At 76.0% G+C, this 22,244-nt stretch carries 1 protein-coding gene; it reads right to left on the bottom strand.

What is annotated here, in order from left to right; translation table 11 throughout:
• Positions 1 to 12 precede the first annotated feature (12 nt).
• Complete coding sequence (locus HNP84_RS51910) at positions 13 to 22,203, bottom strand: type I polyketide synthase (RefSeq protein ID WP_221337176.1); 22,191 nt, start codon at positions 22,201 to 22,203, stop codon at positions 13 to 15.
• Between the last annotated feature and the right edge of the window lie 41 nt (positions 22,204 to 22,244).

Genomic DNA, 22,244 nt, shown 5'->3' with positions numbered 1-22,244 from the left:
TTCGGCCGCGCTCTAAATTCCGAGCTCTTTGTCGATGAATTCGAAGATGTCGTCGTCACCGGCCGCCTCGATCCGGTCGGCGACCGAGATCTCCTCGGTCTCGGTGGTCTCGACCTTGCGCAGCGCGGAGAGCAGTTCCTGGACCCGCGCCGTCACCCGGGTCCGGGCGGCGTCGTCCTGGAGTATCCGGGTGAGGGCGGATTCGACCTTCTCCAGCCCGGAGAATGCCTGAAGAACGATGTTCTCCTCCGCGGCCGGCCCGCCCAGTTGCCGGTTGATGTGGGCGGTCAGCGCGTCGGGGGTGGGGTGGTCGAAGACGACGGCCGCTCCGAGCCGCAGCCCGGTCGCCGTGCCGAGCCGGTTGCGCAGTTCGACCGCCGTCAGCGAGTCGAACCCGAGTTCCCGGAAGGACCGGCCGATGTCCACGGCGCCGGCGCCGGGCAGGCCGAGCACCAGGGCCGCCTGCGTGACGACGAGATCCCGGATCGCCTTCTCGCGGTCGTCCGGTCCGAGGGCGGCCAGCCGCGCGGCGAAGTCGTTCTGGCCGCCGGGGCTCGCGCCCACCGCCCGCCGCGCCGGGCCGGACGCCGGCCTCGCGATCAGACCGGCGAGGACCGGCGATGGTCCGGCGCCGTCGAGGTCGCGCAGGGCGGCCCGGTCGAAGCGGGCCGGGACCAGCAGGGCCCGTCCCGCGCCCGGGGTGTGGCCGTCCACGCCGGCCGATCCGGTCGCGAGGTCCAGCAGGGCCAGGCCGTCGGCGGCGGTCAGCGGCACGAAGCCCTGACGGGCGAGGCGCCGGCGATCGGCGTCCGACAGGGTCCCGGCCATGCCGGCGGTGGTGCCGGTGACGTCCGGGTCGAGTTCCCACGGCCCCCAGGCCAGCGACGAGGCCGCCAGACCGGCGCGCCGGCGCGCCACGGCCAGGGCGTCCAGCGCGGTGTTGGCCGCGGCGTAGTTGCCCTGCCCCGGATTGCCGCAGATCCCGGCGCTGGACGAGAACAGCGCGAACAGGTCCAGATCCAGGTCCCTGGTGAGCTCGTGCAGGTTCCAGGCTCCGTCCACCTTCGGGCGCATGACCGACTCGATCATGTCCGGGGTGAGCGAGCCGATGACGGCGTCGTCCAGGACCCCGGCGGCGTGGACCACGCCCCGCAGCGGTGTGGTGTCAGCGATGTCCGCGAGCACCGCGCCCAGCCCGTCCCGGTCGGCGGCGTCGCCGGCGACGGCCTGAACCCGGACGCCCGACTCGGCGAGCCCGGCCGCCAGCCGCGCCGCGCCGGGAGCGGCCGGGCCCCGCCGGGAGAGCAGCACGAGCGACTCGGTGTTCCCGGCGGCGGCCAGATGCCGGGCCACCAGGCCACCCAGTGCCCCCGACGCGCCGGTCACCAGCACGGTCCCGCCCCGGGGCGGCGCCGGGATCGTGAGCACGACCTTGCCGACGTTGCGGCCCTGGCTCAGGTACCGGAACGCCTCCGGCGCCCGCCGGACGTCCCACGACGCCACCGGCAACGGCCGCAGAATCCCCTGCTCGAACAGGGCCGACAGGGCCGCGAACATGCCCGCGATCAGATCCGGGGCACAGTCGAGCAGATCGAACGCCTGGTACGACAACCCCTCGTGGTCGGCGGCGACCCGCTGCGGGTCGCGGACGTCCGTCTTGCCCATCTCGACGAACCGGCCGCCCGCCCCGGCGGCCAGCCGCAGGGAGGCGTCCACGAACTCGCCGGCCAGGGAGTTGAGCACCACGTCGATCCTGGAGCCGCCGGTCGCGGTGCGGAACGCGTCCTCGAACTCCACCGTGCGGGACGACGCCACCCGGGACCGGCTCAGCCCCAGCCCGTGCAGCACCGGCCATTTCGGCGGGCTCGCCGTCCCGAACACGTCCGCGCCCAGGTAGCGGGCCACCTGCACGGCGGCGATCCCGACGCCGCCGGCGGCGGCGTGGATCAGCACCGACTCGCCCGCACGCAGCCCGGCCAGCACCACCAGCGCGTACCAGGCGGTCAGGTACACGACCGGCGCCGCGGCCGCCTCCGCCATCGTCCACCCGGCCGGGACCGGAGCCAGCAGCCGGGCATCGGTGACCGCCACCGGGCCGAACGCGCCGGAGAACAGGCCCATCACGCGGTCGCCGGGCCGCAGGCCGGTCACGCCGGGGCCCACCTCCAGCACGACACCCGCGCCCTCAAGGCCCAGCAGGCCGGCCTCGCCCGGGTACATCCCCAGCACGTTGAGCACGTCGCGGAAGTTCACCCCGGCCGCCCGCAGGCCGACCCGGACCTCGCCGGCGGCCAGCGTCCGCGTTCCGGCGCCGGCCGGGACCAGGGCCAGGTTCTCCAGCGTGCCCCGGCCGGTGCACTCCAGCCGCCAGCCGGTACCCTCGGCCGCCGTCCCGCCGGCCGGGATCGGCAGGCCGGTGGTCGCGCGGGCGAGCCGCGGGACCAGGACCTGACCGGCCCGGACGGCGACCTGGGCCTCGCCGGCGGCGAGCGCCGCCGTCAGCGCCTCCATCGCGCCCGCCTGCGCGTCCAGGTCCACCAGGACGATCCGGCCGGGGTTCTCGGCGGCGGCGACCCGGCCCAGACCCCAGACGCCGGCCCCGGCGAGATCGACGGCCGTCGCTCCGGCGTCCACCGCCTGCCGGGTGAGCAGCACCAGGCGCGAGCCGGCCAGGTCGTCCGCGGCCAGCCAGGACCGCACCACGGCGAGGACGCCGGCCGTCGTCGCCCGCACCGCGGCGGCGGTCCCGGCGTCGCCGTCCTGGTCGTCGTCGAGACCGCAGGGCAGGATCACGGTGTGCGGGGACGCGGTGCGGTCCGCCGTCAGGGCCTCGATGTCCGGGTAGCGGGCCACTCCGGGGAGATCCAGGGCGGTGCCGAGGACCGCCCAGCCGCCGGCCTCGGCGTCCGTTCCGGGACTCGCGGCCCGTGCCGGCACCCAGTCCAGCTCGAACAGCGCTTCCTGGGCCGCCCGGGCGCCGCCGGTGGCGACCCCGGCCGGAAGGGCGCGCAGGACCAGCGATCCGATCGAGGCGATGAGGGCGCCGGTCTCGTCGGCCAGGGTCACGGACATGCCCTCGCCCGAGGCGGCGGGGGCCAGCCGCACCCGGGCCGCGGTGGCGCCGGTGGAGTGCACCTCGACGTCGGTCCAGGCGAACGGGAGCATCGGGCCCGGCTCGCCGTCCGCCGGATACGCCGTTCCCATCAGGTGCAGGGCGGCGTCGAGCAGGACCGGGTGCACTCCGAAGCCGGCCACGGACAGCTCGTCGCCGAGGGCGACCTCGGCGAAGATCTCCTCGCCGCGGCGCCAGGCCGCCCGCACTCCCCGGAAGAGCGGCCCGTAGGCCAGCCCGGTGGCGGCCAGTGCCGGGTAGAGGCCGTCCAGGTCCTCCCCCGTCGCATCCGCCGGGGGCCACTGGCGCATATCGGGGGCGCCGGGCGCGGCCGGACCCGCACTCGCGGCGAGCACGCCGGTGGCATGCGGCGTCCAGGCTCCGGGATCGTCCTCGCGGCGGGAGTGGACGGTGACCTCCCGGTCGCCGTCCGGGCCTGGCTCGGCCACCGTGACCTGGATCCGGACCGCGTCCTGGCGGGAGAGCACCAGAGGCGTCCGGATGACCAGTTCGCGGAGCCGGGCGCATCCGGCCTCGTGGCCGGCTCGGACCGCCATCTCGACCAGCGCCGCGCCGGGCACCACGACCTGCCCGGCCACGACGTGGTCGGCCAGCCACGGCTGGGAGCTCGGCGACAGCCGTCCGGTCATGACCAGGCCGCCGCCGGCGGACAGGTCCAGGGCGGCGCCCAGCAGCGGGTGGTCGGAGGACTCGAAGCCCCGCCCGGCGGCGTCGATCCGGGTGCTCGCGGGGTTGAGCCAGTAGGTCTGCCGGGTGAACGCGTAGGTCGGCAGATCCACCCGCCTGGCCCCGCTGCCGGCGTAGAGGCGGGTCCAGTCCACGGCACCGCCGCGGACGTGGATCCGGCCGACGGCGGAGACCACGCTGCGGGCCTCGTCCCGGGTGCGGCGCAGCGCCGGGACCCACGCCTCGGCGTCGGACGAGGCGGATTCGCCGGCCGTCTCGTCCCCCGCCGACTGCGCGCCGAGGGCGGACAGGACGCCGTCCGGGCCGATCTCGACGAAGGTGCGGACCCCGCTCTCGCGGAGCGTGGCGACGGCGTCGGCGAACCGGACCGGCTCGCGCACCTGCCGCACCCAGTACTCCGGATCGAGGACCTCGGTCGTCACCGCCGTGCCGGTGAGGGTGGACACCAGCGGGACCCGCGGCACCGCGTACGAGACGGACCGGGTCACCTCCGCGAAGCCGGCCAGCATCGGCTCCATCAGGGAGGAGTGGAACGCGTGCGACACCCGCAGGCGCCGCACCCTGCGGCCCTCGGCCGACAACTGCCCGGCGAGCGCGCCGACGGCGGCCTCCGGCCCCGACACGACGACCGCCTCCGGCCCGTTGACGGCGGCGATCCCGACTTCAGGGAAGCCGGACAGGGCGGCCAGCACGTCGTCCTCGGCCGCCGACACGGCGAGCATCGCGCCGCCGGCCGGCAGCGCCTGCATCAGACGGCCGCGGGCGGCCACCACCGCGCACGCGTCCGGCAGGGACCAGACCCCGGCCACATGCGCGGCGGCCAGCTCACCGATCGAATGCCCGGCCACGGCCGCCGGGGTCACCTTCCAGGATTCCAGCAGCCGGAACAACGCCACCTCGATCGCGAACAGCCCGGCCTGCGCCCACACGGTCTGGTCGAGAAGTCCGGCGCCGCCCTGAACGTCGCCCTGGATGACCTCTCTGAGCGAGTGGTCCGGCTGGTCCAGGTGCTCCTCCAGACCGGCGATGACGGCGTCGAAGGCGTCGGCGAACGCCGGGTACGCCGCGTACAGGCCCTGCCCCATGCCGGGCCGCTGGGCGCCCTGGCCGGTGAAGACGAACCCGACCTTGCCGGCGCTTCCGGTGGTCCCGATCACCGCTTCCGGCGGAACCGGCGCCGGCGTGGTCGCGTCCGACAGCGACTCGGCCAGGCCGGTCAGGGCGGCCCGGAGGTCGTCCGGGCCGGTGCCGACGACGACGGCGCGGTGGGACAGTGCCGGCCGGGTCGTCGCCAGCGACCAGCCGATGTCCGCGGCGTCGGTCCGGCTGGGAGCCTCTGACCGGGCCGAGACGAATTCGGCCAGCCGGGCGGCCTGGGCGGCCAGCCCGGCCCGGCTGCGGGCCGAGACGAGCCAGGGCACGACCGGCAGCCCGGGGCGGGCGGCGGCGTCCTGGCCGTCATCGGCGGCGACCGGCTCGTCCGGGGCCTGTTCCAGGATGACGTGCGCGTTCGTCCCGGAGAAGCCGAAGGACGACACGCCGGCCCGGCGAGGGCGGCCGGTCTCCGGCCAGGCCGTCGCCTCGGTGGCCAGCCTCACCGCGCCCGCCTCCCAGTCCACGTGCGACGACGGGGCGTCCACGTGCAGGGTCGCCGGTACGACGCCGTGGGCCATCGCCAGGACCATCTTGATGATCCCGGCCACCCCCGCCGCCGCCTGGGTGTGACCGATGTTCGACTTCACCGACCCCAGCAGCACCGGACGATCGGCGTCCCGGTCCTGCCCGTAGGTGGCCAGCAGCGCCTGCGCCTCGATCGGGTCCCCCAGCCGCGTGCCGGTCCCGTGCCCCTCGACGACGTCCACGTCACCCGGCCGGAGACCCGCGTTCGCCAGCGCCGCCCGGATCACCCGCTGCTGCGACGGCCCGTTGGGCGCGGTCAGGCCGTTGGAGGCGCCGTCCTGGTTCATCGCGCTGCCCCGGACCACGGCCAGGACGCGGTGGCCGTTGCGCCGGGCGTCCGAAAGCCGCTCCAGGACCAGGACGCCGACGCCCTCGCCCCAGCCGGTGCCGTCGGCCGCGTCGGCGTACGCCTTGCACCGGCCGTCGGCGGCCAGGCCGCGCTGCCGGGAGAACTCCACGAACGTGCCCGGGGTCGCCATCACGGTCACGCCGCCCGCCAGGGCCAGCGTGCACTCCCCGGACCGCAGCGCCTGCGCGGCCAGGTGCACGGCCACCAGGGACGACGAGCAGGCCGTGTCCACCGTCACCGCCGGCCCCTCCAGGCCGAGCGCGTAGGCCACCCGGCCCGAGGCCACGCCCCCGGAGGTCCCGGTGCTGACGTACCCCTCGACCTCGCCCGGCGTCCCGCCGCCGGTCCCGTAGTCGTGGTAGATCAGGCCGGCGAACACGCCGGTCTCGCTGCCGTGCAACGAGACCGGGTCGATCCCGGCGTGCTCCAGGGCCTCCCACGAGGTCTCCAGCAGCAGCCGCTGCTGCGGGTCCATCGCCAGCGCCTCACGTGGCGAGATCCCGAAGAACTGCGCGTCGAAGTCCCCGGCGTCGTAGAGGAAGGCGCCCTCGGACGCGTAACTCTTCCCGGTGGCGGCCGGGTCGGGGTCCACCACGCCGGCCCACTGCGGGCCCCGGTCCTGCGGGAAGCCGGCCACCGTGTCGGTGCCGTCGGCCAGGAGCCGCCAGAACTCCGCGGCGGAACCGGCACCGCCGGGGAACCGGCAGCCGATGCCCACGATCGCCACATCGTCCTCGGCCGAGGCGGCCCGGGAGAGGGGCTGCGGCGCGACCTCGTCGGCGTCGCGGCCGGCGAGCTCGGCCCGGATGTGCCCGGCCAGCGTGGCCGGCGTCGGGTAGTCGAAGACGAGCGTGGCCGGCAGCCGCAGCCCGGTGACGGTGTTGAGCCGGTTGCGCAGCTCCAGCGCGGTCAGGGAATCGACGCCCAGTTCCTTGAACGTGTCCCCCGCGTTGATCGACTCGGGTCCGGGCAGCCCCAGGACCAGTGCCGCCTGCGCGTGGATCAGGTCCAGCACCACCGCTTCCCGCTCGGGCTCCGGCAGCGCCGCCAGCCGGTCGGCCAGGGCGTTCCCGGTGTCGCGACCGGCCGCGCCGCCCGCCCCGGCCCTGCGCCGCGACGCGCGGCGGATCAGCGCCGACAGCAGCGGAGCCACATCGCCGCCCGCCTCCAGTGCCGCCGGGTCGAGGCGGACCGGGACCAGCATGGACTTCCCGGTCGCGGCGGCGGCGTCCAGCAGGGCCAGGCCCTCGCTCTCGGGCAACGGCAGCGCCCCGGACCTGCCGAGCCGTTCCCAGTCGGCCCGGCCGAGCGCCGCGGTCATGCCGTCCTGCTGCTCCCACGGTCCCCAGGCCAGGGACACCGCGGGCAGCCCCTGGGCCCGCCGGCAGGCGGCCAGCGCGTCCAGGAAGGTGTTCGCCGCCGCGTAGTTGCCCTGGCCGGGGTTGCCCCAGATCCCGGCGATCGAGGAGAACAGCACGAACAGGTCCAGGTCCAGGCTCCGGGTCAGCTCGTGCAGGTGCCAGGCGCCGTCCACCTTGGGCCGCATCACCGCCTCCAGGGCGGCCGGGGTGAGCGACGTGATCACGCCGTCGTCCAGGAGCCCGGCCGCGTGCACCACCCCGCGCAGCGGCGCCGACTCGGGCACCCCGGCGAGGATCGCGGCGAGCTGGTCCCGGTCGGCGACGTCGGCGGCCCGGACCCGGACCGTGACCCCCTGACCGGCCAGGTCGGCGGCCAGCGTGGCCATGCCGGGGGCCTGCGGCCCGCGGCGGGACAGCAGCGCGAGCGACCGGACGCCCCGGCGGCCGGCCAGATGCCGGGCGACCAGTGCGCCGAGCGCCCCCGACGCGCCGGTGATCAGCACCGTCCCGGCCGGGTCGGTGGGAGCGGGGACGGTCAGGACGATCTTGCCGACGTTGCGGGCCTGGCTCAGGTACCGGAACGCCTCCGGCGCCCGGCGGACGTCCCAGCAGGTCACCGGCAGCGGCCTGAGATCTCCCTGGGCGAACAGCACCGACAGGACCGCGAACATCTCCGCGATCCGGTCCGGATCTGTGTCGAACAGGTCGAAGGCCCGGTAGACGAGGCCGTCGTGGTCGGCGGCGATCCGCTCCGGGTCGCGCACGTCGGTCTTGCCCATCTCGATGAACCGGCGGCCGGGACCGGCCGCCAGCCGGGCCGAGGCATCGACGAAGGGCCCGGCCAGGGAGTCCAGGACCACGTCCACCCCGGCGCCGCCGGTCGCGGCCCGGAAGGCGTCCTCGAAGTCCAGGGTCCGGGACGAGGCCACGTGCATCTCCGGCAGGCCGAGCTCCCGCAGCACCGGCCATTTCGACGGGCCGGCGGTGCCGAACACCTCCGCGCCCAGGTACCGGGCGAGCTGGACGGCGGCGATTCCGACGCCACCGGCGGCGGCGTGGATCAGGACGCTCTCGCCGCGGTCGAGCCCGGCCAGGTCCACCAGGGCGTAGTAGGCGGTGAGGAAGGCCACCGGAGCCGCGGCCGCCTCGGTCAGGGTCCAGCCCGCCGGGACCGGGACCAGCAGCCGCTGGTCGGTGACGCCCACCGGCCCGAAGGCGCCGGTGAACAGCCCCATCACCTGGTCCCCGGGGGTCAGGCCGGTCACGCCGGGCCCGGTCTCCAGCACGATCCCGGCGCCCTCAAGGCCGAGCAGGCCGGCGTCACCCGGGTACATGCCCAGGACGTTGAGAACGTCGCGGAAGTTCACCCCGGCGGCGCGCAGTCCCACCCGCACCTGGCCCGGTCCGAGCGGTGCCTGCTCGCCGCCGGCCGGGACCAGGACCAGGTTCTCCAGGGTTCCGCGCTCGGTGAAGCCGAGCCGCCAGGCGCCGGCGTCCGCGGGCACCGGCAGGGCATCGGCCGGGCGGCCGAGCCGGGGCAGCCGGATCTCTCCCTGCCGGACGGCGAACTCCGGCTCGCCGAGGTTCATTCCGGCGGCCAGAAGCGATCGGACGCCGGACGCTTCGTCGATGTCGGCCAGGACGATGCGGCCCGGGTTCTCCGCCGCGGCCACGCGGATCAGCCCGTGGACCGAGGCCGAGGCCGGGTCCGGCACCGCGCCGGGGCCCGCGTCCACGGCCCGCCGGGTGACGACCAGCAGCCGGGCCTCGGAGAGGCTCTCCGCGGCCAGCCAGTCCTGGACCGCGCCGAGCGTGGCCGCCGCCAGTGCGTGCGCGGTACCGGGGACGCCGGTGGCGCGGGCGCCGGACGGGACGGGCAGCACGACGACCTCGGGGACCGCGGCACCGGCCGCCACCGCCGTCAGCAGCCCGGCGACATCGGCGTAACGGGCCGCGCCGGGCAGATCCGGATCGAGATCGCCGCCGTCGGCTTCTCCGGCTCCTTCCGCCAGGACGGCCCAGCCGGCGGCCGGGCCGGTGGCCTCGCCGGGGCCGGCGTCGAGGCGAGCCGGGATCCAGGCGACCTCGAACAGCGCCTCCGCGCCGGACGTCACGTCGTCGCCGAACCCGGTGGCCGGAAGAGGCCGCAGGACGAGGGATCGCACCGAGGCGACCGGTACGCCGGTCTCGTCGGCCAGGGTGACCGACATGCCCTCGCCTTCCTCGGCCGGGGCCAGCCGGACCCGGACCGTGGCGGCGTCGGTGGCGTGCACGACGACGTCGGTCCAGGCGAACGGGAGCAGCGGGCCGCTCCCGGCGCCGTCCGAGGGCAGGCCGATCAGGTGCAGGCAGGCGTCCAGGAGGGCCGGGTGGACGGCGAACCCGGCCACACTCGTCCCCTCGCCGAGCGCGACCTCGGCGAAGACCTCCTCGCCGCGCCGCCAGCCCTTGCGGACCGCGCGGAACGCCGGCCCGTAGCCGAGACCGGACTCGGCCAGCGCCGGGTACAGCCCGTCGAGATCCTGCTCGATCGCCCCGGCCGGCGGCCACCGGGTCAGGCCGGCACCGCTCGGCGCGTGATCCTCGGCCGGGGCCAGGACGCCGGTGGCGTGCCGGGTCCACGCGCCCGGACCGGTCGGCGTCTTCTCGGGCTGGGAGTAGATGCCGACGGCACTGCGCCCGGTCTCGTCGGCCGCCTCTACGGTGACCTGGATCCGGGTGCCGCCGTCGGCGGGCAGGATCAGCGGCTTGTCGATCACCAGTTCCGCGAGCCGGGTCTGGCCGGTCTCGTCCCCCGCCCGGACGGCCATCTCGACCAGGGCGGCGCCGGGCACGACGATCCGGCCCGCCACCACGTGGTCGCCCAGCCACGGGTGGGTCCGCAGCGACAGCCGGCCGGTCAGCATCACACCGCCGGTGGCCATGGTGGTGCTCGCGCCGAGCAGAGGGTGCGCGGCCCCGGACTGGCCGAGACCGGCCGGGTCCGCCGTGCCGGCGGCGGCGTCCAGCCAGTACCGCCGCCGGGCGAAGGCGTAGGTGGGCAGGTCCACCCGCCGGGCGCCGGTCCCGGCGTAGAACGCCGGCCAGTCCACGGTTCCGCCGCGGACCTGGACCTCGGCCACCGCCGACGCCAGGGTGAACGCCTCGTCCCGGTCGCGGCGCAGCACCGGAATCCACGTTTCCCCGGCGTCGCCGGTCTGCGAGCCCAGGGCGGTGAGCACCGCGTCCGGGCCGATCTCCACGAACGTGCGCACGCCGCTCTCCCGCAGCGCGGTGACCGCGGCGGCGAAGCGCACCGGCTCGCGGACCTGGCGCACCCAGTACGCCGGGTCCAGCGCCTCATCGGTGACCGGCCGGCCGGTCAGCGTCGAGACGATCGGGATGCGCGGCGGCGCGTACGACACCGACGCCGTCACCTCGGCGAAGCCGGCCAGCATCGGCTCCATCAGCGGCGAGTGGAACGCGTGCGACACCCGCGGCCGCCGCACCCGCACCCCGCGCGCCGAGAACTCCTCCTCCAGCGCGGAGACCGCCGCCTCGGCCCCGGAGACCACGATCGCGTCCGGGCCGTTCACCGCCGCGATGTCCACGCCGTCCACGCCCTCGGCCCCGGCCAGAACCGAACGGACCTCGTCCTCGCTCGCCCGCACCGAGAGCATCGCCCCGCCGGCGGGCAGCGCCTGCATCAGCCGGCCCCGGGCCGCCACCACGGCACAGGCGTCGGCCAGCGACCAGACCCCGGCCACGTGCGCGGCGGCCAGCTCACCGATCGAGTGCCCGGCCACCATCGCCGGGGTCACACCCCAGGACTCCAGGAGCCGGAACAGCGCGACCTCGACCGCGAACAGCCCGGCCTGCGCCCACATCGTCTGATCCACGGCCACGGGCTCGGCGCCGTGCACGACCGCTCTGACGGGCTGCTCCAGGTGCTCGTCCAGCCCGGCGCAGACCGCGTCGAACGCCTGCGCGAACACCGGATGCGCCGCGTACAGCCGCCGGCCCATGCCGATCCGCTGCGCGCCCTGACCGGTGAACACGAAACCGACCTTGCCCGCCGAGCCCGCCCTGCCGGTCACCACACCGGCCGGCGGCCCGCCGGGCGGCGCCGCCGCCAGTCCGGCCAGCCGGGACAGCAGTTCGTCCCGATCCGAACCCAGCACGACCGCCCGCTCGGGCAGACCCGCCCGCGCCGTCGCCAGCGACCAGCCGACATCGACAGGGTCCAGCTCCGGACGGCCGAGCAGGAACTCCCGCAACCGGTCCGCCTGCGCGGCCAGGCCGTCGGTGCTCCGCGCCGAGATCGGCCACAGCAGCACCGGCGGCTGACCCGGCGCGCCCTCGCCGATCGGCGGGTCCGGGTCCTCGCCCGGAGCCTGCTCCAGGATGATGTGCGCGTTGGTGCCGGAGAACCCGAAGGAGGACACGCCGGCCCGGCGCGGGCGGCCCGTCTCCGGCCACGCCGTCGCCTCGGTCACCAGCCGGACCGAACCGGCGTCCCAGTCCACGTGCGCCGACGGCTCGTCCACGTGCAGCGTGGCCGGGACGACGCCGTGGGCCATCGCCTGCACCATCTTGATGACCCCGGCCACCCCGGCCGCCGCCTGGGTGTGACCGATGTTCGACTTCACCGATCCCAGCAGGACCGGACGGCCGGGGTCGCGGCCCTGGCCGTAGGTCGCGATCAGCGCCTCGGCCTCGATCGGGTCGCCCAGCCGGGTGCCGGTCCCGTGGCCCTCGATCACGTCCACGTCCCCCGGCCGCAGGCCGGCGCTGTCCAGCGCGGCGCGGATCACCCGCTGCTGGGACGGCCCGCTGGGGGCGGTCAGGCCGTTGGAGGCGCCGTCCTGGTTCACCGCGGTCCCGGCCACCACGGCGAGCACCCGGTGACCGTTGCGGCGGGCGTCCGAGAGCCGTTCGACGACCAGGACCCCGACGCCCTCGCCCCAGCCGGTGCCGTCGGCGGCCTGCGCGTACGCCTTGCACCGGCCGTCCGCCGCCAGACCACGTTGCCGGGCGAACTCCAGGAACGTGCCGGGCGTCGCCATCACGGTGACGCCGCCGGCCAGGGCGAGATCGCACTCCCCCGACCTCAGCGCCTGGACGGCGAGATGCAGGGCCACCAGCGACGACGAACACGCGGTGTCCACCGTCACCGCGGGCCCCTCCAGCCCCAGGGCGTACGCCACCCGGCCGGACGCGACCCCGCCGGAACCGCCGGTGCTCAGGTAGCCCTGGACCTCCTCGGGCATCGCCGCGCCGGCGCCGTAGTCGTGATAGATCAGACCGGCGAACACGCCGGTCGAGCTGCCGTGCAACGACAGGGGGTCGATGCCGGCGTCCTCCAGGGCCTCCCAGGACGTCTCCAGCAGCAGCCGCTGCTGCGGGTCCATCGCCAGCGCCTCGCGCGGCGAGATCCCGAAGAACTGGGCGTCGAAGTCCCCGGCGTCGTAGAGGAAGGCCCCTACGCGCGCGTGCGGGTCCGCGTCCTGCTCGAAGACGCCTTCCCACAGCGGGCCGCGATCCCGCGGGAACGGCGAGACCGCGTCGGTGCCGGTGGAGACCAGGTCCCAGAAGTCACCGGCGGAACCGGCCCCGCCCGGGAACCGGCAGCCGATTCCGACGATCGCGATCTGGTCGCCGTCCGGCGGTTCCGCCCGGGACCGGGTCGCCGTCGTGCTCGCCGAGGCCGGGCCGGTCGTCGTCCCCAGCGCGGTCGTGGCCAGGAAGCCGGCCAGCAGGGCCGGTGTCGGGTAGTCGAAGACGACGCCGGCGGGCAGCCGCAGGCCGGTGGCCGTGTTCAGCCGGTTGCGCAGCTCGACCGCCGTCAGGGAGTCGATCCCGAGCTCCCGGAAGGACCGGCCGGCCTCCACCGCCGCGGGGCCGGACATGCCCAGCACGAGCGCGGCCTGGGTCCGGACCAGGTCCTGGACGGCTTCGCCGCGATCGGCCTCGGGCAGCGCGGCCAGCCGCTCGGCGAACTCGCCTCGGCCGTCCTCAGGTGCCGAGCGCACCGTGCGGCGGGTGCGCCTCGCCGGGGCCGTCAGACCGGACAACAGCGCGGGGTAGGCGGCGCCGGGACGCAGGTCGAGACGGGCCGGGACGAGCATGGCCTGTCCGAGGGCGGCGGCGGCGTCCAGCAGGCCGAGTCCGTCGGCGCCGGTGAGGGGGGCCAGGCCGTGCCGGGCCATCCGCCGCCAGTCCGCCTCCGCCAGGTTCGCGGCCATGCCCCCGGTGGGCGTCTCGCCGACCTGCCAGGGCCCCCAGGCCAGGGACGTCGCCGGTAGACCGGCCCGGCGCCGGTGCCCGGCGAGCGCGTCCAGGAAGGTGTTCGCGGCGGCGTATCCGGCCTGCCCGGGGTTGCCCCAGAGCCCGGCGACCGAGGAGAAGAGGACGAACCGGTCCAGGTCGAGATGGCGGGTGAGGCGGTGCAGGTTCCAGGCGCCGTCCGCCTTGGGCCGCATCACGGCGTCGATCCGGGCGGGGGTCAGGGCGTGGACGACGCCGTCGTCGAGCACCCCGGCGGCGTGGACGACGGCGCGCAGCGGTGATTCGGCGGGCACGCCCGCGAGGACGGCGGCGACGTGGTCGTGGTCGGCCACGTCGGCGGCGACCATTCGCACGCCGGCGCCGAGAGTGGCCAGCTCGGCGGCAAGGGCGCCCATCCCGGGCGCGTCCGGGCCGCGCCGGGACAGCAGCAGCAGGTTCTCAGGGCGCGTCGCGCCGGAGGCCAGGTGCCGGGCGATCAGACCGCCCAGGGCGCCCGATACCCCGGTCACCAGCGTGGTTCCCCGCGATTCGGCGGCGGGCATGGTCAGGACGACCTTGCCGACGTTGCGGGCCTGGCTCAGGTACCGGAACGCCTCCGGCGCCCGGCGGACGTCCCAGCAGGTCACCGGCAGCGGCCGGAGCACCTGCCGGGCGAACAGCCCGGACAGGGCGGCGAACATCCGCGCGATCCGCTCCGGGTCGAGTCGCAGCAGGTCGAACGCCTGATAGGCAAGGCCCTGATGGTCACGGGCGACCTGGCCGGCGTCCCGGATGTCGGTCTTGCCGATCTCGATGAACCGGCCGCCCGCCCCGGCGGCCAGCCGCAGCGACGCGTCGGTGAACTCCCCCGCCAGCGAGTTCAGGACGACGTCGATCCCGGCCGGGAACCGGGTCTCGAAGTCGAGCGTGCGCGAGGAGGCGAGATGGGCCTCGTCCAGGCCGGCTTCGCGCAGCAGGCCCCACTTGGACGGGCCGGCGGTGCCGAACACCTCGGCGCCCAGATGCCGCGCCACCTGCACGGCGGCCGAGCCGACGCCACCGGCGGCGGCGTGGATCAGCACGGACTCACCGGCGCGCAGCCCGGCCAGTTCGACCAGCGCGTGCCAGGCGGTGAGGTAGACGACCGGGGCGGCGGCGGCCTCGGCCAGGGTCCACCCGGCCGGGACCGGGGCCAGCAGGCGGGCGTCCGTGACCGCCACGGGGGTGAAGGCCCCGGAGAACAGGCCCATCACGAGGTCGCCGGGGCGCAGGCCGGTGACGTCCGGGCCGGTCTCCAGGACGACGCCGGCGCCCTCCAGGCCGAGCAGGCCCGGGTCGCCGGGATACATGCCCAGGACGTTCAGCACGTCCCGGAAGTTCACTCCGGCCGCGCGCAGGGCGACCCGGACCTCGTTGCGGGCCAGTGGCCGGCGGCCGGCTTCGGCAGGCGCCAGGACGATGTTCTCCAGCGTGCCGCGCTCGGTGCACTCCAGCCGCCAGCCGTCCTGTTCCGGGACCGGCAGGCCAGGACTCACCCGGGCCAGCCTCGGCGCCAGGAGCCGGCCCGCCCGCACGGCGATCTGCGGTTCGCGCGAGCTCACGGCCTCGGCGAGCGTCCGCGCGGTCCCGGCGTCGTCGAGGTCGGCCAGGACGATGCGGTCCGGGTGCTCGGACTGGGCCACCCGGACCAGACCCCACACGCCGGCGGCGGTGACGTCCACGTCCACGGCTCCGGCGTCCACGGCCCGCTCGGTCAGCACCAGCAGCCGCGACGCGCTCAGCTCGTCGGCGCGAAGGACCTCCTGGACCACCCGCAGGGCGTCCAGGGTCGTGCCGCGCGCACGCGCCGCCATGCCGGAGGCACCACGGGAAGGATCTCGGGGGCGGAAGAGGATGATCTCGGGGACGGGGGCGCCGGCGCCGATCGCGGCCAGCAGGGCGGCCACGTCGTCGTACGCGGTCGCCTCCGGCGGGGCGGCCCGGCGATCGGAGCCCAGCACGGCCCAGCGGCTCGGATCGGGAGCGGCGGCCGTGGGCTCGGCCGGGACCCAGTCCAGCTCGAACAGGGCTTCCCCGGCGACGGCGCCGGCCGGTGCCGCCATGGGGCGCAGGACCAGGGACCCGACGGTCGCGATCAGGCCGCCGCTCTCGTCGGCCAGGGTCAGCGACACGCCCTCGCCGGTGGCGGAGGGCGCGATGCGGACCCTGGCGGTGGACGCGCCGGTGGCGTGGACGACGGCGTCGGTCCAGGCGAACGGCAGCAGCGGACCGGGCTCGGCGTCGCCGCCGGGCCGGGCGATCAGGTGCAGGGCGGCGTCGAGAAGGGCCGGGTGGAGGCCGAAGCCGGCCAGGTCCGTACCCTCGCCGAGCCCGACCTCGGCGAAGATCTCCTCACCGCGCCGCCAGGCCCGGCGCACCCCCTGGAACGCGGGGCCGTAGGGCAGTCCGGCGCGGGCCAGGGCCGGGTAGAGGCCGGTCAGGTCCTCGGCGACCGCTCCCCGCGGCGGCCAGGACGCCGGCGCCGCGGCGGCCTCGGCGCCGTCGGGTCCGGGGGCGCCGGCCGGGGCCAGGACGCCGGTGGCGTGGCCGGTCCAGGGGCCGGTCTCGTCCTCGGGCCGGGAGTGGACGGTCAGCTCCCGGTCGCCGTGCTCGTCCGGCTCGCCGACCGTGATCCGCACCTGGATCCCGCGGCGGGCGGGCAGCACCATCGGCACCTGGATGATCATTTCGGCCAGCCGGGAGCAGCCGGCCTCGTCGCCGGCCCGGATCGCCATCTCGACCAGGGCGGCTCCGGGGACGACCACCCGGCCCGCGACGACGTGGTCGGCCAGCCACGGCTGGGCGGTCAGGGACAGCCGTCCGGTGAGCACCAGGCCGCCGTTCGCGGGCAGCTCGACCACGGTGCCGAGCAGCGGGTGCCCGGAGGCGGTCAGCCCGATGTCCCGGGGGCGTGCCGTGGCCGGCGGGGTCAGCCAGTACCGCTGCCGGTCGAACGCGTACGTGGGCAGGTCCACCCGCCGGGCTCCGGTGCCGGCGTAGAACCGCGACCAGTCCACGTCGCCGCCGCGGGCGGCGAGCCGGCCCACCGCCGACACGAGGGTGTGCGCCTCGTCGCGGTCCCGGCGCAGCGTCGCAATCCAGTCCTCGCCGGCGTTCTCTGACTCGCCGCTCGCCGAGCCGAGGGCGGTCAGCACGGCGTCGGGGCCGATCTCGACGAACGTGCGGACGCCGGCGTCCCGGAGCGCGGTGACGGCGTCGGCGAACCGGACCGGCTCGCGCACCTGCCGCACCCAGTACCCCGGGTCCAGCAGTTCGTCCGTCACCGGCCGGCCGGTCAGCGTCGAGACGATCGGGATGCGCGGCTGTGCGTACGACACCGACGCCGTCACGTCGGCGAAGCCGGCCAGCATCGGCTCCATCAGCGGCGAGTGGAACGCGTGCGACACCCGCAGCCGCCGCACCCGCACCCCACGGGCCGAGAACGCGTCCTCCACCGCCGAAACCGCCGCCTCGGGCCCGGAGACCACCACGGCCTCCGGGCCGTTGACCGCCGCTATCTCCACGCCCTCGGCCCCGGCCAGAACCGGACGGACGTCGTCCTCGCCCGCCTGGACCGAGAGCATCGCCCCGCCCGGCGGCAGGGCCTGCATCAGCCGGCCGCGCGCCGCCACGACGGCGCACGCGTCGGCGAGCGACCACACCCCGGCCAGGTGCGCGGCCGCCAGCTCGCCGATCGAGTGCCCGGCCATGGCCGCGGGCGTCACACCCCACGACTCCAGCAGCCGGAAGACGGCCACCTCGACCGCGAACAGGCCCGCCTGCGCCCACACCGTGTCGTCGATGCGCCCGGCGCCGCCGATGACCTCCTTCAGCGACAGGCCCGGCCGATCCAGGTGCTTCTCCAGCCCGGCGCACACCTCGTCGAACGCGGCGGCGAAGGCCGGATAGGCCGCATACAACCGCCGGCCCATCCCGATCCGCTGTGCGCCCTGACCGGTGAACACGAACCCGATCCGGCCCGCCGACCCGGCCCGCGCGCCGGAGGGCGCTGCCGCCAGATCGGCCAGCCCGGAGATCAGCTCGTCCCGGTCCGCGCCCACCACGACGGCCCGCTCGGGCAGCGCGGTCCGGGTCGTCGCCAGCGACCAGCCGACGTCGGCCGGGTCCAGCTCCGGCCGGGCCAGCACGTACTCGCGCAACCGCCGCGCCTGAGCGGCGAGGCCGGTCTCGTCACGCGCCGACAGCAGCCACGGCACCGCCGGCAGCCGCCCCTTCCGGACATCCTCGGAAACGCCGTCGTCGGGCGCCTGTTCCAGGATGACGTGCGCGTTGGTGCCGCTGATCCCGAACGCCGACACCCCGGCCCGGCGCGGTCGTCCCCGCTCCGGCCAGTCCTGCGGCTCGGTCAGGAGCCGCACCGCTCCGGACGACCAGTCCACGTGCGGGGACGGCACGTCGGCGTGCAACGTGCGCGGGAGCGTGCCGTGCCGCAGGGCCAGGACCATCTTGATGATCCCGGCCGCTCCGGCCGCCCACTGGGTGTGGCCGATGTTCGACTTCACCGTGCCCAGCAGCAGCGGCCGGTCGGAGTCCCGGTCCTGCCCGTAGGTGGCCAGCAGGGCCTGGGCCTCGATCGGGTCGCCGAGCACGGTCCCGGTTCCGTGCGCCTCCACCACATCGACGTCGTCCGCGCCGAGCCCGGCGCCGGCCAGGGCGGCCCGGATGACGCGTTGCTGGGACGGCCCGTTGGGGGCCGTCAGGCCGTTGGAGGCGCCGTCCTGGTTGACGGCGCTGCCGGCCACCACGGCGAGCACCGGGTGCCCGTTCCGGTGGGCGTCGGACAGCCGTTCCAGCAGCACGACGCCGGCGCCCTCGGCCATGCCCATGCCGTCGGCGGCGGCCGAGAACGCCTTGCACCGGCCGTCGGAGGCCAGCCCGTGCTGCCGGGCGAACCAGGTCAGCCAGGACGCGGTGGCGTGCACGGTCACCCCTCCGGCGAGGGCCAGCCCGCATTCCCCGTTCCGCAGCGCCTGCGCGGCCAGGTGCAGGGCCACCAGGGACGACGAGCAGGCCGTGTCCACGGTCACCGCCGGCCCCTCGAACCCGAAGGTGTAGGCGACCCGGCCGGACAGCACGCTGGTGGCGCCGCCGGTCCGCAGGTGTCCCTCCAGCTCCCGGGGGCCGCCGTCGCCGTAGCCGGAGGAGGCGGCGCCGACGAAGACGCCGGTGGCCGAACCGCGCAACCGCTGGACGTCGATCCCGGCGCGTTCCAGGGCTTCCCAGGAGATCTCCAGCAGGAGCCGCTGCTGCGGGTCCATCGCCAGCGCCTCGCGCGGGCTGATCCCGAAGAAGGCCGGGTCGAAGCCGGCGACGTCGGACAGGTACCCGCCGCGAAGCGCCGGACCGAGATCGGGGTCGTTCACGACGTCGAGGTCCCAGCCGCGGTCGGTGGGGACGTCCCCGATCGCGTCCCCGCCGGCGGCGAGCAGCTCCCACAGGCTCTCCGGGTCGTGCACGCCGCCGGGGAACCGGCAGCTCATGGCCACGATCGCGATCGGCTCGTCCGTGACCGCACCGGCCGCGGCCCGGGTGAGCGGGACATCGGCGGCGCCGAGCAGCCTGGCTCGGAGGAATCCGGTCAGGGCGGCCGGGGTGGGGTAGTCGAAGATCAGCGTGGTGGGCAACTCCAGGCCGGTGGCCGCGTTCAGCCGGGTGCGCAGTTCCACCCCGGCCAGGGAGTCGAACCCGATCTCCTTGAACGTGCGGCCCGGCTGGACCGCCTCGGGCGTGGGCTGGCCGAGCACTGCGGCGGCGTGGGCCCGGATCAGTTCCAGCACGGCCTGAACCTGTTCCCCGGCCGGGAGGCCGGCGATCCGGTCCCGCAGCCCGCCGCCGCTTCCGGCGACGGGGTCCTCCTCCGGCGGCGCCGGCACGGCGGCGCCATGGGAGGTGCCGGCGTCGAGCCAGAACCGCCGGTGCTCGAACGCGTAGGTGGGCAGGTCGATCCGCCGGGCACGCGGCAGCACCGCCGGCCAGTCCACCTGTACGCCGCGGACGTGCACCTCGGCCAGCGAGGCGAGCATCCGGTCCTGGCCGCCGGCGTCGCGGCGCAGCGTTCCGGTGACGACCGGGGCCGAGCGCAGCAGGGCGCTGCCGGAACCGGCCTCGGCGGCCTCGGGCACAGCGCCGGGAGTGTCGAGCTCGGCCTCGGCCTCGCGCCGGACCTGCTCCAGGGTGGCGCTGATCGCCCCGGTCAGCACCGGATGCGGGGAGACCTCGACGAACACGTCATATCCGGCCCGGTCCAGCGTCCGGACGGCGTTGGCGAACCGCACGGGGCGGCGCAGATTGGCGTACCAGTACTCGGCTCCGGCCGTCGTGCCGTCCAGGAACTCGCCGGTGACCGCAGAGACCATCGCGGTCGTCCCCGGCCCGGGGGTGATGCCGGCCAGGGCGGCGAGGAGGTCGTCGCGGATGCGGTCCACCTGCGGGCTGTGCGAGGCGTAGTCCACGGGAAGGAGCCGGGTCCGGACGCCGTCCCGCTCGCAGTCGGCGGCGATCCGCCCCAGGACGTCCAGGTCGCCGGTGATGACGGTCGCGTCCGGGCTGTTGACGACGCCGACCGTGGCCTGCCCCGAGTACGGCGCCAGCCGGGCCGTGACCGCCTCCGGCGACTCGGCGATCGACAGCATCCCGCCATACCCGGCCAGGGCCCGGACCATCCGGCTGCGCAGGGCGGTCACCTTCGCCGCGTCCTCCAGCGAGAGGATGCCGGCCACGCAGGCCGCCGCGATCTCACCCTGACTGTGGCCGGCCACCACCTCCGGGGTCACTCCGGCGGCCTGCCAGACGGCGGCCAGGGAGACCATCACCGCGAACAGGGCCGGCTGGACGACGTCGTCGCGGTCGAGACCGGGTGCGCCGTCGGCGCCGGCCAGGACGTCGGACAGGTTCCAGTCCACGTACGGGGACAGCGCCCGCTCGCACTCGCCCAGCCGGGCGGCGAACACGGGTGACGCCGCGGCCAGGTCGCGGCCCATGCCCAGCCACTGCGATCCCTGGCCGGGGAAGACGAACACCACTCGGCGCCCACGCTCACCGGCCGGATCGGCCACACCGCTGACCAGCGCGGGCGACGGGCGGCCGGCGGCCAGCGCCTCCAGACCTGCGGTCAACTCCGCCGAGCCGGAGCCAATGATCACCGCCCGGTGCTCGAACGCGCTCCGGGTCGTGGCCAGCGACCAGGCGACATCGGCCGGATCAGCAGGGCCGTGGACCGCCGCGCCGGTGACATCTTCGCGACGCGAACCGGCCGCGACGAACTCGGCCAGGCGTCCGGCCTGCCCGCTCAGGGCCGTCGCGGAACGTGCCGAGACCAGCCACGCCGTCGGGCCGCCCGGACGGGCGAACGGCACCGCCCGGGTGTCATCGGCAGGGCTCTGACCAGCCGGAGGGGCCTGCTCCAGTACGGCGTGGGCGTTGGTGCCGCTGATCCCGAACGAGGACACCCCGGCCCGGCGGGCGCGGCCGGACTCGGGCCACGGCCGGGCTTCGGTGAGCAGCCGCAGCCCCGAGGAGGACCAGTCGATGTGCGGATTGGGCTCACCGATGTTGAGCGTGGCCGGCAGCACACCGTGCCGCAGCGCCATCACCGTCTTGATGACCCCGGCCACCCCGGCCGCGGCCTGGGTGTGGCCGATGTTGGACTTCACCGATCCGATCAGCAGCGGGCGCTCCGGGGAACGCCCCCGGCCGTAGGCGGCGGCCAGCGCGCGGGACTCGGTCCGGTCGCCGAGCGGGGTGCCGGTGCCGTGGGCCTCGACGGCGTCGATGTCGTCGGTGGTCAGTCCCGCGTCGGCCAGGGCCCGCGCGATGACGTCCGCCTGGGCCAGGCCGTTCGGGGCGGTGAGGCCGTCGCTGGCGCCGTCGGAGTTGATCGCCGTGCCGCGTACGAGGGCGAGCACGCGGTGGCCGTTGCGCAGGGCGTCGGGCAGGCGCTCCAGGACGAGGACGCCGACGCCTTCGGACCAGGCGGTGCCGTCGGCGTCGGCGGAGAAGGGCTTGCAGCGGCCGTCCGGGGCCAGGCCGCGCAGCCGGCTGAAGGCGACGAAGTTGCCCGGGGTGGCCATCACGGACACCCCGCCGGCCAGCGCCAGGGAGCATTCGCCGTGGCGGAGGGCCTGGGCGGCCAGGTGCAGGGCGACGAGGGAACTGGAGGCGGAGGTGTCCACGGTCAGGGCCGGGCCGTGCAGCCCGAGGGAGTAGGCGATCCGCCCGGACAGCACGCTGGTCGTGGTGCCGGTGAGCAGGTGCGCCTCGATCCCGTCGGGCGCCTCGGACAGGCGCGGGCCGTACTCGCGCGGCTCGCCCCCGACGAAGACCCCGGTCCGGCTCCCCCGCAGGCTCAGCGGGTCCAGGCCGGCTCGCTCCAGGGCCTCCCAGGCGACCTCCAGGAGCAGACGCTGCTGCGGGTCCATCGCGGTCGCCTCACGCGCCGAGATCCCGAAGAAGCCCGAATCGAACCCCGCGACGTCGTCCAGGAAACCGCCCCGGTCCACATAGGACGTCCCGGGGTGGCCGGGGTCGTCGTCGTGCAGGGATTCGAGGTTCCAGCCGCGGTCGCGCGGGAACGACGAGAGGACCTCGCGCCCGTTGACGACGACCTGCCACAGGTCCTCCGGCGAGCGCACCCCGCCGGGGTACCGGCAGCTCATGCCGACGATGGCCAGGTGATCGGACTCGCTCATGGTGTGCTCCACATTCCCTCCCCGAAGCGGCTGTCTGTCCG

This window comes from Thermocatellispora tengchongensis (genome assembly GCF_014202315.1).
Classification (GTDB): Bacteria; Actinomycetota; Actinomycetes; order Streptosporangiales; family Streptosporangiaceae; genus Thermocatellispora; species Thermocatellispora tengchongensis.
This window is presented reverse-complemented; position numbering and strand designations above follow the sequence as displayed.

Excerpts from the sequence above, each read along its gene's own strand:
- HNP84_RS51910 (WP_221337176.1), bottom strand. The coding sequence starts at position 22,203 with ATGAGCGAGTCCGATCACCTGGCCATCGTCGGCATGAGCTGCCGGTAC.